12 protein-coding genes and 1 tRNA gene are annotated in these 13,731 nt (G+C 70.2%); 10 read left to right on the forward strand and 3 right to left on the reverse strand.

All coding sequences use genetic code 11. The features are described from left to right. The 3 genes from AOK03_RS03675 to AOK03_RS03685 all read left to right on the forward strand — a co-directional run. On the forward strand, positions 1-789 hold a 789-nt coding region (locus AOK03_RS03675; RefSeq protein WP_208609492.1), incomplete at its 5' end, for an AIM24 family protein. 11 nt (positions 790-800) lie between these two features. After that, positions 801-1,481 carry an AIM24 family protein gene (locus tag AOK03_RS03680; protein ID WP_055563679.1) on the forward strand — a complete coding sequence of 227 codons (681 nt, stop codon included), beginning with the start codon at positions 801-803 and terminating at the stop codon, positions 1,479-1,481. A 16-nt stretch (positions 1,482-1,497) separates the two neighbouring features. Further along, positions 1,498-2,253: an AIM24 family protein gene (locus AOK03_RS03685; protein ID WP_055563680.1), complete on the forward strand. Its 756-nt coding sequence runs from the start codon at positions 1,498-1,500 to the stop codon at positions 2,251-2,253. 106 nt (positions 2,254-2,359) lie between these two features. On the opposite strand, the gene AOK03_RS03690 is transcribed toward AOK03_RS03685, so the two are convergent. Continuing rightward, complete coding sequence (locus AOK03_RS03690) at positions 2,360-2,884, reverse strand: NUDIX hydrolase (protein WP_055563681.1); 525 nt, start codon at positions 2,882-2,884, stop codon at positions 2,360-2,362. Continuing rightward, entirely contained in the window at positions 2,881-4,338 is a 1,458-nt protein-coding gene (locus AOK03_RS03695) for a zinc-dependent metalloprotease (RefSeq protein ID WP_055563682.1), read from the reverse strand. The genes AOK03_RS03690 and AOK03_RS03695 overlap by 4 nt, the downstream gene beginning before the upstream one ends. Before the next feature lie 191 nt (positions 4,339-4,529). Here AOK03_RS03695 and AOK03_RS03700 point away from each other — a divergent pair, with 191 nt between their 5' ends. The 4 genes from AOK03_RS03700 to AOK03_RS03710 all read left to right on the forward strand — a co-directional run bounded on the left by AOK03_RS03700 (position 4,530) and on the right by AOK03_RS03710 (position 7,733). Then, positions 4,530-5,642 carry an SDR family oxidoreductase gene (locus AOK03_RS03700; RefSeq protein WP_055563683.1) on the forward strand — a complete coding sequence of 371 codons (1,113 nt, stop codon included), beginning with the start codon at positions 4,530-4,532 and terminating at the stop codon, positions 5,640-5,642. A 142-nt stretch (positions 5,643-5,784) separates the two neighbouring features. After that, positions 5,785-6,249 (forward strand): molybdenum cofactor biosynthesis protein MoaE, encoded by a 465-nt coding sequence (locus tag AOK03_RS03705; protein ID WP_208609493.1) that lies wholly within the window; start codon positions 5,785-5,787, stop codon positions 6,247-6,249. Positions 6,250-6,389: 140 nt separating this feature from the next. Then, positions 6,390-6,560, forward strand: a complete 171-nt coding sequence (locus AOK03_RS43050) for a hypothetical protein (RefSeq protein WP_167355570.1) — start codon at positions 6,390-6,392, stop codon at positions 6,558-6,560. 81 nt (positions 6,561-6,641) lie between these two features. Beyond that, positions 6,642-7,733 carry a YlbL family protein gene (locus tag AOK03_RS03710; RefSeq protein ID WP_055563684.1) on the forward strand — a complete coding sequence of 364 codons (1,092 nt, stop codon included), beginning with the start codon at positions 6,642-6,644 and terminating at the stop codon, positions 7,731-7,733. 102 nt (positions 7,734-7,835) lie between these two features. Here the strand turns inward: AOK03_RS03710 and AOK03_RS03715 are convergent, their stop codons facing one another. Next, the gene (locus AOK03_RS03715; RefSeq protein WP_055563685.1) at positions 7,836-8,375 is read right to left on the reverse strand and encodes a PPA1309 family protein; all 540 of its coding nucleotides are present in this window, start codon (positions 8,373-8,375) and stop codon (positions 7,836-7,838) included. Between the two features lie 149 nt (positions 8,376-8,524). On the opposite strand from AOK03_RS03715, the gene AOK03_RS03720 reads away from it, so the two are divergent. The 3 genes from AOK03_RS03720 to AOK03_RS03730 all read left to right on the forward strand — a co-directional run bounded on the left by AOK03_RS03720 (position 8,525) and on the right by AOK03_RS03730 (position 13,689). Continuing rightward, positions 8,525-11,500, forward strand: coding sequence for a UPF0182 family membrane protein (locus AOK03_RS03720; protein ID WP_079074452.1), 2,976 nt, complete (start codon positions 8,525-8,527; stop codon positions 11,498-11,500). A 50-nt stretch (positions 11,501-11,550) separates the two neighbouring features. Continuing rightward, positions 11,551-11,624 (forward strand) — tRNA-Met (locus AOK03_RS03725). 226 nt (positions 11,625-11,850) lie between these two features. After that, a complete protein-coding gene (locus AOK03_RS03730; protein ID WP_055563687.1) occupies positions 11,851-13,689 on the forward strand; it encodes a tetratricopeptide repeat protein in 1,839 nt (612 codons plus the stop codon). Positions 13,690-13,731: the final 42 nt, after the last annotated feature.

The following is a 13,731-nucleotide window of genomic DNA, read 5'->3' on the forward strand; positions in this document are numbered from 1 at the left end:
CAGGCCCCGATGCCTCCCGGCTATGGTCAGCAGCCGCAGGCCCCGATGCCTCCCGGCTATGGTCAGCAGCCTCCGGGTGGTCAGTTCCCCGGACAGCCCGCCGCCCCCCAGGGCGCGGCACCCCAGGGCGCCGGTGTGGCCGCGGCCCTCCAGAAGTACCGCGAGGCCCCCACGGGCCAGCGCTGGACGCAGCAGAACGAGAAGCTCGTCCGCGTCGACCTGAGCGTCGCCGAGCAGCCGATCCTCGCCCGCCAGGGCAGCATGGTGCTCTACCAGGGCAAGGTGGAGTTCAGCTACAAGGGCGCGGGCTTCGCGGGCCGCATCGTGGGCAACGCCACCGGCCAGGAGATGCAGCTGATGCGCTGCTCCGGCCGCGGTCAGGTCTTCCTCGCCGAGGAGGCCACCCACCTGCACCCCATCGAACTCCAGGGTGACGCGATCTGTGTCTCCGCGGAGAACGTGCTCGCCTTCGACGAGTCCCTCCAGCACGAGGTGCGCAGGATCGAGGGTCACGGGATCCCCGGCGGCGCGCTGTTCGTCATGCAGTTCCAGGGCACCGGCACGGTCGTCGTGAAGACCCACGGTGTGCCCGTCGTGCTGCCCGTCACGCCGACGACGTTCGCGGACTGCCACGCCGTCGTCGCCTGGTCGGCCGCCGCTCAGGCGATCGTCTCCAGCCAGGTCCGGCTGCGCAGCAACGCGTACGCGGGCTCCACGGGGGAGAGCGTGAACCTCCAGTTCCGTGGCGCGCCCGGCAATTTCATCGTCGTCCAGCCGTACGAGGTCTGAGGGAGCCCGTCATGAATCAGCAGCTCGCGGGCTTTGCCCCCGCACCGGTCGCCGCCCGCATGGAGAACCACGGCCATCACATGGTCAAGGTGGCCATGCAGACCGGCAACGACCTCCTCGCGCGCGTGGGCTCGATGGTCGCCTACGAAGGGTTCGTGCAGTACGAGCCGAATCCGCCCGCCGTCCGTCAGGTCGCGCGCGAGTGGATGACCGGTGAGGGCGCACCCCTGATGAAGTGCTCCGGAGACGGCCTCCTCTACCTCGCCGACTACGGAGCGGACGTCGTCCTGATCAACCTGGCGGGCGACTCCCTCTCGGTGAACGGCACCAATCTGCTCGCCTTCGACGCGTCCCTCCAGTGGGGCGTGGAGCGGGTGAAGGGCATGGCCAAGTTCGCCGGACAGGGCCTGTGGAACATCAAGATCTCCGGCCAGGGCTGGGTCGCGCTGACGTCCCGCGGCACGCCGATCGTCGTCGACTGCGGCCGCGGCGACGACGAGACGTACGTCGACCCGGACGCCCTGATCGCCTGGTCCCCGAACCTCAAGGTGAAGGGCAAGCGCAGCTTCAAGGCCGGCTCCCTCATCGGGCGCGGCAGCGGCGAGGCCTACCAGATGGGCTTCTCCGGAGAGGGCATCGTCGTCGTACAGCCCAGCGAGGACAGCACCGACCGCCTCCGAGCACGGGGCTGAGGGGGAGCAACACACCATGCAGAGCCCACTTTTCGCGCACGCCGAACAGCAGACCCAGGAGCGCTACTCCGTCCAGAACCCGCAGCTGCTGCGGGTCGCCCTGGAGGGGCACGACGACGTCCTGGCCCGCAAGGGCGCGATGGTCGCCTACCAGGGTCTGATCGAGTTCGACGCCGAGTACCAGAGCCGGGGCAACCAGCGGGCCCGCGCGCACACCGGCGAGGGCCTGGACCTGATGCGCTGCCACGGCCAGGGCACGGTCTACCTCGCCAACCTCGCCCAGTACATCCACGTGGTGGATGTGGAACAGGACGGGCTGACCGTGGACAGCAGCTACGTCCTCGCGATGGACTCGTCGCTGACCCACCAGGTCATCGCCGTCGACAGCCAGTACGGCATCTCCGGCTCCGGCAAGTACCAGCTCAACATCAGCGGCCGCGGCAAGGTCGCCCTGATGACGTCGGGCCAGCCGCTGATGCTGCAGGTCACGCCGGAGCAGTACGTCAACGCGGACGCCGACGCGATCGTCGCGTGGTCCAACGGGCTGCGCGTCCAGATGCAGGCCCAGACCCACTCCTCGGGCGTCTGGCGGCGCCGCGGCAACACCGGTGAGGGCTGGGAGCTCAGCTTCATGGGCCAGGGCTACGCGCTCGTCCAGCCGAGCGAGATGCTGCCGCCGCAGAACGTGAACATCGGGCAGGGGGCCCGGGCGCAGTTCGGAATGGGCCAGCAAGGTGCCCGGGGGCAGAACCAGGGCAACGTCTGGAGCTAGGCCCTGCCCGGGCAGGAGTGACCGAGGGGCGCGGAGATTCACTGCGGGCCGTATGTGGCTGGTCGCGCAGTTCCCCGCGCCCCTTCGGGGCGCCTCGAAGCGGTCTCTACAGGCGTGACTTCGTTGCCTCGACCAGTCGTACGACCGACTCGTCGGCCACCCCCGCCACCTCGTCGTACGCGAACCAGCGCAGGTCCAGCGACTCGTCGCTGATCGCCTCGACCGCGTCGGAGGGGGCGAGCGCCGCGTACTGGACGTCGAGGTGCTGGGTGCACGGGCCCGGGATCGGGTGCCTGTCCAGGCGGACGGGGCCGCCCGCGAGGAGCGTGAGGCCCGGTACGCCGGACTCCTCGGTGGCCTCACGCAGCGCGGCCGCGGCCAGCGTCGCGTCGCCCGGCTCGCAGTGGCCGCCCATCTGGAGCCACATCCGCAGCTTCTTGTGCAGGGTCAGCAGGACGCGCCCGCGGGACGGGTCGACCACCAGGGCGCTGGCCGTCACATGGCCGTCCGTGCAGGACTTCCACATGCCGTCCTGAGGGTGGGCGGCGAGATGGTCCAGGTAGTACTGGCGCAGCTCTTCCTGGTCCTCGTAGCCCTTAAGGACGAGGACGGTGTCGTCGTACAGGCTCACTTGCCGTCGGTGTCCTTGCCCTCTTCGCCCTCGTCCTTGGTGAGGTCCGGCTTCGCGGAGCCGGAGCCCGCCGCCTCGCCGAGCATCTTGTCCAACTCGGAGAAGTCCAGCTGCTCGTGGTGCACGAAGCCGTCCGGGTCGTCCAGGTCGGAGGCCGTCGGCAGCATGTCCGGGTGCTCCCACAGGCCGTCGCGGCCGTCGACACCGCGCGCGTCCGTGAGCGAGGCCCACAGGCGCGAGGCGTCCCGCAGACGGCGCGGACGCAGCTCCAGGCCGATCAGCGTGGCGAACGTCTGCTCCGCGGGGCCACCCGTCGCACGGCGGCGGCGCAGCGTCTCACGAAGGGCGTCGGCGGACGTCAGACGCGGCTTGGCGGCGGCGTGGACCACCGCGTCCACCCAGCCCTCGACGAGCGCCAGAGCCGTCTCCAGACGGGCCAGAGCGGCCTTCTGGGCCGGGGTGTCCTCCGGCTGGAACATGCCCTGCTGGAGTGCTTCCTGCAGCTGCTCCGGGTTCTGCGGGTCGAGCTGGCCGACCACGTCCTCCAGCTTGGCCGTGTCGACCTTGATCCCGCGCGCGTACCCCTCGACGGCGCCGAACAGGTGCGAGCGCAGCCACGGGACGTGGGAGAAGAGCCGCTGGTGGGCGGCCTCGCGCAGCGCCAGATAGAGCCGCACCTCGTTCTTGTCGACGCCCAGGTCCTTGCCGAAGGCCTCGATGTTCACCGGGAGCAGCGCGGCCTTGCCGGAGGGGCCGAGCGGCAGACCGATGTCGGTGGAGCCCACGACCTCGCCCGCGAGCACGCCCACGGCGTGGCCGATCTGCTGGCCGAACATGGCACCGCCCATGGAGCGCATCATGCCGATCAGCGGGCCCGCCATGGCCTGCATCTCCTCGGGCAGCACATCGCCCATGGCGAGGCCGACGCGCTCGGCGACCGGGTCGACGAGCTCCTTCCAGACCGGCAGGGTCGCCTCGACCCACTCGGCCCGGCTCCAGGCCACGGCCGTGCCGGACCCGGACGGCAGCGACGTCGCGTCGTCCAGCCACAGGTCCGCCAGGCGCACGGCCTCCTCGACGGCGGAGCGCTCGGCCGGACCGACGCTGGCGTCCTTGGTGCCGTCCGCCGTGCCCTGGGACACGGTCTGGCGCGCGATGTCCTTGGCCATGTCCCAGTTCACCGGGCCGCCCTCGTACGAGAGCATCTGGCCCAGCTGCTGGAACGCGGCACCCAGGTCGTTCGGGTTCATCGAACCGAACATCGCGGCGAACGGGTTGTCACCGCCTCCGGGGCCGCCGGCCCCGGGGAAGCCCCCGAAACCGAACGGGTTCGCGGGCCCACCTGCGCCCTGGCCCCCGCGCTGTCCCTCTCCAGGGGATTCCTTCTTCTTGCCCTCGTCGCCGTCGTCCGGCTCCTCCGGCGGAAGGCCGAATCCGAATGGGGTGTCACTCACGGGATTCCTCGGCTCGTCAGGCCGCCGGTTTCGTTCCGACGGCGGCTGCCCTACAACACCACCCAGCGTAGACACCGTGACGGGATCGGGCCTCGGTGCTTCGCCGACTCATGGCCTGCGGCAGGATGGATGCCACCTGGTACGTACGCGTCATTCGCGTACGTACTGAAGACAACCGCTGGAGACGCCCGGTGAGTTCCCCAGATCCACAGGTTCGCGCAGCGCGAAACCCGTCAACCCCGGCGCCCGTCCGGGGGCCCGTAGTCGCCGTCACCGGCGCCGCCTCCGGTGTGGGCGCGCTGCTGACCGAGCGCCTTGCCACGTCGGAGGCGATCAAGCAGGTCATTGCCATCGACGAGCGCAGGGGCGACTGCTCGCAGGCCCAGTGGCACATCCTGGACGTGCGGGACCCGGCCATCGCGGAGAAGCTGCGCGGTGCCGACGTCGTGGTGCACCTGGCGCTCGATCTCGACCTGGAGACCGACGCCGCGGCCCGCACCGCGTACAACGTGCGCGGCACCCAGACCGTCCTGACCGCTGCCGCTGCCGCGGGCGTCCACCGCGTCGTCCTGTGCACCTCGGCGATGGTCTACGGAGCGCTGCCCGACAACGAGCTGCCCCTCTCCGAAGACGCCGAGCTGCGCGCCACGGCCGAGGCCACCGGCGTCGGCGACCTCCTGGAGGTGGAGCGGCTCGCCCGCCGGGCGCCCCGCGCGCACCCCGGACTCAACGTCACCGTCGTACGGCCCGCGACGCTGGTCGGCGGCACGGACACGGCCCTCACGCGTTACTTCGAGTCGCCCCGGCTCCTGGTCGTCGCGGGCTCGCGGCCGGCCTGGCAGTTCTGCCACGTCGACGACCTGTGCAGCGCGCTGGAGCACGCAGTCCTTGAGAAGGTCGACGGCGAGCTGGCCGTCGGCTGCGAGGGCTGGCTGGAGCAGGAGGAGGTCGAGGAGCTCAGCGGGATCCGGCGCATGGAGCTGCCCTCGGCGGTCGCGCTCGGCGCCGCCGCCCGGCTGCACCGCATCGGCCTCACCCCGTCACCGGCCGGTGACCTGGCGTACACGATGTACCCCTGGGTGGTCAGCGTCAGCAGGCTGCACGACGCCGGGTGGCGGCCGCAGTGGACCAACGAGGAAGTCCTCACGGAACTGCTGGAGGAGGTCTCCGGGCGGCGCACCGTGGCCGGTCGGCGGCTCGGCCGCAAGGACGCCACGGCCGCGGGCGCGGCGGGCGCGACGGTCGCCCTGCTGGGCGCGGCGGCGGTGGTGCGCAGGGCGCGGAAGGCCCGGCGGAGGATCTGAGGCGTGCGGCGCCCCGACCCCACCGGCGGCGGGTCCCGGCTGCGGCGTGCGGCCCGCCTGTAGGGAGCTCCAAGGGGGGACACGCGCGGGCCGGGGGAAAGGTCTATTCCGTGATGCGCGTGCCGTGCGGCACCATGGCCGCATGGCACGCACCACGATGGACCACCCCGGCGAGCAGGCCGCGCAGGACCCGATCCGCCTGCTCGCGATCCGTGACACCCCGCTCTCCCTGGACGAGGTCTTCCGGGCCGTCGGCGACGACGCCGCGGGTGGCACGGCGCTCTTCGTGGGGACCGTGCGCAACCACGACGGCGGCGCGGACGTCGACGAGCTGGGGTACTCGACCCACCCCACCGCCGAGGCCGAGATGCGCCGGGTGGCCGAGAAGGTCGTCGCCGAGTATCCGGTGCGCGCCCTGGCCGCCGTGCACCGTATCGGGGACCTCGCCGTCGGGGACCTCGCGGTGGTCGTAGCCGTCTCCTGCCCGCACCGCGCGGAGGCCTTCGAAGCCTGCCGCAAGCTGATCGACGACCTCAAGCACGAGGTGCCGATCTGGAAGCACCAGCGCTTCTCCGACGGCAAGGAGGAGTGGGTCGGGGCCTGTTGAGACGAGGCCCGCCTCCTGGGGTGCGATTGACCCGTGCGGCTCCGGTTGCGTAACCGGACCCCTGCCGTGAGCGTTGACCATGCGGATGGTTAATCTGCTGATCTGTCAGTTGAGATGGCTCATGGGGTCGGGAGGTCGACATGGCATCACTCGCGTGGTTGCTGATTCCGCTCATGGCTGCCGTCGGTGCGGGGCTGTGGGGCAGCTGGGCCGCCCGCAACCGCAAGTCCGGACGGACCGGTGACGTCACCGAACTCAACGGCTACACCGCCTTCCGCGAGGCGATGGAGAAGTCCCACACAGGGACGTGACGAGCCCGCGCGGGGACGTGACCTCCCCGTACGGCCCGGCCCCGGGGGTGCTCTCACAGGCAGGTCCCGTACTGTCGTTCCATGCCACGCCGCACCGCGACGATGCTCGCCTCCACCTTGATGCTGATCGCGCTGCTCTGCGCCGGCGTCCTCATCAAAGTGCCGTACTCGGAGATGTCTCCCGGACCCACGGTGAACACCCTCGGCGACCACGACGGTGAGCCGGTGCTGCAGATCTCCGGACGCAAGACCTATCCCACGACCGGCCACCTCAACATGACGACGGTCAGGGTCACCAGCGCCGACTACAACATGAACCTGGCGGAGGCCGTCTACGGATGGCTGGCCCACGACAACATCGTGGTGCCGCACGACACGCTCTACCCGAACGGCAAGACCGAGCAGCAGTCCTCCCAGGAGAACGCCGAGGAGTTCAGCCAGTCCCAGGAGAGCGCCAAGGTCGCGGCGCTCAGGCAGCTGGGCATCGAGGTGAAGTCCCAGGTCATCGTCTCCACCGTCTTCAAGGGGGATCCGGCGGAGGGCAAGCTGCACGCGGGCGACGTCATCAAGAAGGTGGACGGCAAGCCCGTCAAGGAGATGACGGACGTCTCGAAGCTCGTCACCCAGCGCAAGCCCGGCGAGCCCGTCACGTTCACGGTCGTCCCGGTGAAGGTCGCGGCAGCCGCCGAGAAGGCGGGCAAGGAGCCGACCGAGACCGAGGACATCAAGATCACGACGAAGGCCGCGGAGAACGACGCCGACCACGCGGTCGTCGGCATCAAGGCGGGCACCGACCACACGTTCCCGTTCACGATCGACATCAAGCTCGCCGACGTGGGCGGCCCCAGTGCCGGACTGATGTTCGCACTCGGAATCGTCGACAAGCTGACCCCGGACGACCTCACCGGCGGCAATTTCGTGGCTGGTACCGGCACCATCGAGGACGACGGCAAGGTCGGCCCGATCGGCGGCATCGAGATGAAGACCGTCGGCGCGCGCGAGAAGGGCGCCGAGTACTTCCTCACGCCGAAGGACAACTGCGCGGCAGCCTCGCGCGACGTTCCCGACGGCCTGCAGCTCGTCAAGGTGGACACCATCTCCGACGCCGTGAAGTCCCTGAAGAAGATCCGCAAGGGCGACACCGACGCCCTGCCGAAGTGCACCACGAGCTAGGACCGCTACCGGCGGACGGCCCCGAAGCGGCGGACGGCCCCGAAACAGCGGTACGCGGGTGGGGAAGCCCCACCCGCGTACTGAACGGAAGAAGACGTACCGCTAGGCGAACGTGGCCGCGAGCGCCTCGGCCAGGCCGGGCACCAGGTCGGAGCCGGTGAGGACCTCGGTCGGCGAGTCCTTCTCGCGCAGCCGCAGCGCGGACTCACGCGCACCGTCACGGAGCACCGCGACCGTCATGCGGACCTCCTGACGGTCCGGGTGCTCGGCCACCCACTTCGCGAGCTGCGCCTCCTTGAGGCCGTCCGGCACGGACGCCTCGGCGGACGGCGGCAGCATCAGGCGCTCCACGGTGAGGGCGCAGCCCGTCACCGCGTCCGGCCAGGCGATGGTGCCGAGGAATTCGTCCAGCGGCTTGTCCGCGGGAATCTCCTCCTGCTCGATGGGGGTGAAGCCGGCGTGCTCCACGCCGTCGTCGAGGCCGAGCTGGGAGGCGAGGCCGGGTTCCTGGGTGCGCAGTCGCGCCGTGTCGACCAGCGCGAAGAGGCGGGCGGGCCGGTCCCAGCCGAGGCCGGATACGTACTCGTCGATCTCGAGGACCGCCCGAGTGAGGGGGCTCGCTGCCATGGGAGTGTTGGACATGGTCACAATCCTGCCTCGTTAGTCCCGAGAAACGGGAACCGAGTAAAGCGTAGGTAAGTTGCATAGGTGTGGGTCCGCGATCTCCGGGGGCCTGACGGACCAACAGCGAATCAACAGCGAACTTCGAGGTGCGCACCTTGGCTTTCCAGATGCCGGACCGCGGCGGAGGCCCGACGGGGCCACGGATCAGAGTGGGCCGACCCTCCCGGCGGGTCCGGACCCTGCTCATGACACTGGGGGTGCTGGCCGTACTGGCCATGGCCTTCGTCATGTTCTCCGGGTTCTGGACGGACTGGCTCTGGTACCGGTCGGTCAATTACTCGTCGGTCTTCACGACGACCCTGTGGACCAAGATCGGCCTGTTCTTCGTCTTCGGCCTCCTCATGGCGGCCGCAGTCGGCGTGAACATCTGGCTGGCGCACCGGCTGCGCCCGCCGCTGAGCGCCATGTCGATGGAGCAGCAGAGCCTCGACCGGTACCGCATGGGCATCGCCCCGTACAAGAAGTGGCTGCTCATCGGGGTCACCGCCCTGGTGGGGCTGATCGCGGGCGCATCCGCCGCGGGACAGTGGCGCACCTGGCTCCTGTGGGTCAACGGCGTGTCCTTCGGCCAGAAGGACCCGCAGTTCCACATGGACGTGTCGTTCTTCGCGTTCGACCTGCCCTGGTACCGCTTCCTGCTCGGCTTCGGCTTCGCGGCCACGGTGCTCTCCCTGGTCGCCGCCGCCCTGACGCACTACCTGTACGGCGGGCTGCGGATCACCAGCCCCGGCGCGCGCGCGACCGCCGCGGCCACCGGCCACCTCTCGGTGCTGCTCGGTGTCTTCGTGTCGCTCAAGGCCGTCGCGTACTGGCTCGACCGGTACGGCCTCGCGGTGAAGTCCAGCGACTTCAAGGCGACCGGTAACTGGACGGGCCTGCGGTACGTCGACGCGAACGCGTACCTGCCGGCGAAGACGATCCTGTTCTGCATCGCCGTCATCTGCGCGATCCTCTTCTTCGCGACGCTCTGGCGGCGCACCTGGCAGCTGCCGGTGATCGGCTTCGGCCTGATGGTGCTCTCGGCGATCCTCATCGGCGGGCTCTACCCCGCGATCGTCCAGAAGTTCCAGGTCCAGCCGAACGAGCAGGCCAAGGAAGCCCCGTACATCGAGAAGAACATCGAGGCCACCCGCGACGCCTACGGCATCAACGGTGTGAAGCCCGAGGAGTACAAGGGCGCGGGCAAGGTCGACGAGGATCCGAAGAAGAAGCGCGAGAACGCGGACACGGCGGCCAACTACCGGCTGAACGACCCGAACATCGTCTCGCCGACCTTCCAGCAGCTGGAGCAGGAGCGCAGCTACTACCAGTTCCCGAAGACGCTGGACGTCGACCGCTACAACGGCCAGGACACCATCGTCGGCCTGCGCGAGATCGACGTGAACAAGCTCGACAAGCGGAACTGGATCAACGACCACTTCGCCTACACGCACGGCTATGGAATGGTCGCCGCCAAGGGCACGGAGACGAAGAAGGGCTCCAAGGGAGCCCCGGCGTTCACCGAGTCCGGCCTGCCCACCAACGGCGAACTGGGTGAGTACGAGCAGCGGATCTACTACGGCGAGAAGACCAGCCAGTACTCGATCGTGGGCGGGCCCCAGAAGGAGCTCGACTACGAGGAGAACGGCGGCGGTCAGAAGACGTACAGCTACAAGGGCGACAGCGGCGTCAACCTCTCCAACCCGATCAACCGCGCCGCGTACGCGGTGTCCTTCGGAGAGCCGCAGATCCTCTACTCCGGAGCCATCGGCGACGGGTCGCGGATCCTCTACAACCGCACCCCCAAGGAGCGCGTCGAGGCGGTCGCCCCCTGGCTGACCATCGACGGCGACGTCTATCCGACGGTGGTCGACGGCCGCATCCAGTGGGTGGTCGACGCCTACACGACGAGCAACGGCTATCCGTACGCCTCGCGGACGACGCTCGGCGACACCACGGCGGACTCCCTGTCGCAGGCCGACAGTCAGCGCACGGTGATCGCCCAGCAGAACCAGGTCAACTACATCCGGAACTCGGTGAAGGCGACCGTCGACGCGTACACCGGTGACGTCAAGCTCTACACCTGGGACGACAAGGACCCGGTCCTGAAGACCTGGAAGAAGGCGTTCCCGGGCACCGTGAAGGACAAGAGCGAGATCCCGCCGAAGCTGATGGACCACCTGCGCTATCCGCAGGACATGTTCAAGGTGCAGCGCGAACTGCTGACGAAGTACCACGTCACGGACCCCGGCCAGTTCTACAACGCGAGTGACGCCTGGCAGGTGCCGAACGACCCGACGAAGAAGGACGACAGTGCGGTCCCGCCGTACTACCTGTCCTTGAAGTCGCCGGGCCAGACGCAGCAACAGTTCTCGCTGACGACGACGTTCACCCCGAGCGAGCGGCCCAACCTACGGGCGTTCATGACGGTCGACGCCGATGCCAGAAGCAAGAACTACGGCAAGATGCAGCTGCTCAGAGTCCAGGGCGACGTCGACGGACCGGAGCAGGTGCAGAACAAGCTGAACTCCATGACGGAAGTCGGCAACTTCGTCCGTGACATGAAGGGCGCCGACTCCGACGTCCTCTACGGCAATCTGCTGACCGTGCCACTGGACGACGGCTTCCTTTACGTCGAACCCGTCTACGTACAGGGACGCAAGTCGGCGTATCCCCTTCTGAAGAAGGTCGCTGTGTCGTACGGCACGGAGACCGCCTTCGCGGACACCCTCGGGGAGGGCCTCAACCAGGTCTTCAGTACGGAGGGGACCACCAAGCCACCGGGCGACCAGGACGGCGACGAGCCGACCAAGCCGCCGAAGTCGAACGACCCGACGGTGCAGGCCGCGCTCGACGACGCCCAGAAGGCGTTCGAGGACGGCGAGAAGGCCATGAAGGAAGGCGACTGGAAGAAGTACGGCGAGGCGCAGGACCGCCTTCAGGAGGCCCTTGAGCGGGCCGAGGAGGCCTCGCAGAAGGCCGCCGCGAAGAGCGACAAGGGCGCCGACAAGAACGCCGACAAGGCCGCGGACAAGAGCGGAGACAAGGCCGCCGACAAGGACGCGGACAAGGAAGCAGGTCAGGAGGGGGACCAGACCGGCTAGCGGGCGGTCAGGCAGCCACCTCGCGCCGTGGTACGGTTTGGACACAACGGCGCGGGGTGGAGCAGCTCGGTAGCTCGCTGGGCTCATAACCCAGAGGTCGCAGGTTCAAATCCTGTCCCCGCTACTGCAAGGTGAAGGCCCGGATCCTTACGGATCCGGGCCTTCGTCGTGTGTATCGGTGCCTGTCGTGTGCAGGTGTCCTATGCCAAGAAATGCGAACGGTGTTCAAGCGGGGGAGAGTTGAGGGATCTGTGTTTGACTTATCTCTCTGTGGGCATGTCGACAAAACGCTGAAGTGACCTCACTGGCTGCGGTATACCAGATGTACCCAGGTTGCAGGTGGTGCGACGATGGACGTTATGGGGGACAAGGCAACTCTGTTGGAGACAGGGCGGTTTGTGCAGCCGGCCGACCGGGAGGATCCCGGTACGGCCGCCGAGGAGATGCGCCACCGGCTGGCCGCCGAGGCCGGCGACGTGGACGCGATGAGCGTTCTCGGGAGCCTTCTGCTGCGCCGCGGTGATCTCGACGGTGCCGAATCTCTGCTGCGCGCGGCGACCGCCGAGGGCGACCGCGCCGCCGCCAACAACCTCGGAGTCCTCCTGCACCAGCGCGGGTACGCCGACGAGGCGGCAGGCTGGTGGCGGGTCGCCGCCGTCGCCGGGTCCGCCGCCGCCGCGCACGCGCTCGGACGGCACCACCGCGAGCGCGGCGACGAGCCCGCCGCCGAGTACTGGCTGCGCCAGTCCGCCGAGCAGGGCCACACCCTCGGGGCGTACGCGCTCGCCGACCTCCTGGAGCACCGCGGCGACGTCGGCGCGGAGCGCTGGCTGCGGGCCGCCGCCGAGCGCGGCCACCGCGAGGCCGCCTACCGCCTGGCACGCGCGCTGGACCGGCGCGCCACCGCGGAGCGCACCGAACGGGCCGAGCGAGCCGGGGGCCCCGTGCGCCCGGACCGCGCCGACGACGCCGTGCGGTCGCCCGCCGACGAGGCCGAGCAGTGGTACCGCCAGGCGGCCGCCCGCGGTCACCGCAGGGCCGCGCTGCACCTCGGCGCGATCCTGGAGCGGCGCGGCGAGCTGAAGGAGGCCGGTCGCTGGTACCTCAACTCCGCCAAGGACGGGGAGTCCAGGGCGGCCTGCGCCCTCGGCTTCCTGCTCCGGGACGCGGGTGACGAGGAGAGCGCCGCCGTGTGGTGGCTCAAGGCCGCCCAGGATGGCGACGGGAACGCCGCGAACGCGCTGGGCGCGCTGCACGCCGAGCGCGGCGAGACGCAGACCGCCGAGCGCTGGTACCGCGCCGCCATGGACGCGGGCGACGTGAACGGCGCGTACAACCTCGGGCTGCTCTGCGCCGAGCAGGGCCGCACCGCGCACGCCGACCAGTGGTACCGCCGCGCCGCGTACGCCGGACACCGCGAGGCGGCCAACGCGCTCGCCGTGCTGCTGCTCCAGGGCGGCGACGCGGCCGGGGCCGAGCCGTGGTTCTCCAAGGCCGCGGAGGCGGGCAGCGTCGACGCCGCGTTCAACCTGGGAATCCTCTACGCGAGCCGGGGCGACGGGGCCGCGGCCCTGCGGTGGTACGAGCGGGCGGCGGCCGCCGGGCACACCGACGCCGCGCTCCAGGTCGGCACCGCGCGGCTGCGCGAGGGCGACGACCAGGAGGCCGAGCGGCACCTGCGGTGCGCGGCGGGCGGCGGCAGCGCCGAGGCGGCGTACCGCCTCGGGACGGTGCTCGACGCGCGGCGCCCCCCGGCGGGCCCGCCGGTCCTCGGCGAGCCCGCGGCGGAGAAGACGGAGTGCGAGGAGTGGTACGAGCGGGCGGCCGAGATGGGGCACCGCCGGGCGCAGGTCCGGGTCGGCATGCTCGCCTCGGCCCGCGGCGACGTCGTCGAGGCCGCGCGGTGGTACCGCAAGGCCGCTGAGGCGGGCAGCCGCAACGGCGCGTTCAACCTCGGGCTGCTGCTTGCCCGCGAGGGCAGCGAGCCGGAGGCCGCGCTCTGGTGGACCCGGGCCGCCGACGCTGGGCACGGGCGGGCCGCGCTCCGTCTCGCCCTGCTCTACGCCCGGCGCGGGCAGCTGGCGCAGGGGCAGCGGTGGGCGTCGCGGGCGGTCGACCTCGGTCCCGCGGAGGTCGCCGAGCGGGCGGGGCGGCTGCGCGAGGCCCTGCAGCAGGAGCTCACCGCGTAGGCGCGGGCGGACGCCTGCCGCGCGCTGTCCGGAGCCGGTGGG

The sequence above is a fragment of the Streptomyces atriruber genome (assembly GCF_001418325.1).
Taxonomy (GTDB): Bacteria; Actinomycetota; Actinomycetes; order Streptomycetales; family Streptomycetaceae; genus Streptomyces; species Streptomyces atriruber.

What these genes read in the sequence shown, in the direction of transcription:
- AOK03_RS03705 (WP_208609493.1), top strand. Translation starts at nt 5,785, where the DNA reads ATGGCACGCACCACGATGGACCACCCCGGCGAGCAGGCCGCGCAGGAC.
- AOK03_RS03680 (WP_055563679.1), top strand. Translation starts at nt 801, where the DNA reads ATGAATCAGCAGCTCGCGGGCTTTGCCCCCGCACCGGTCGCCGCCCGC.
- AOK03_RS03720 (WP_079074452.1), top strand. Translation starts at nt 8,525, where the DNA reads ATGCCGGACCGCGGCGGAGGCCCGACGGGGCCACGGATCAGAGTGGGC.
- AOK03_RS03685 (WP_055563680.1), top strand. Translation starts at nt 1,498, where the DNA reads ATGCAGAGCCCACTTTTCGCGCACGCCGAACAGCAGACCCAGGAGCGC.
- AOK03_RS03730 (WP_055563687.1), top strand. Translation starts at nt 11,851, where the DNA reads ATGGACGTTATGGGGGACAAGGCAACTCTGTTGGAGACAGGGCGGTTT.
- AOK03_RS03715 (WP_055563685.1), bottom strand. Translation starts at nt 8,375, where the DNA reads ATGTCCAACACTCCCATGGCAGCGAGCCCCCTCACTCGGGCGGTCCTC.
- AOK03_RS43050 (WP_167355570.1), top strand. Translation starts at nt 6,390, where the DNA reads ATGGCATCACTCGCGTGGTTGCTGATTCCGCTCATGGCTGCCGTCGGT.
- AOK03_RS03710 (WP_055563684.1), top strand. Translation starts at nt 6,642, where the DNA reads ATGCCACGCCGCACCGCGACGATGCTCGCCTCCACCTTGATGCTGATC.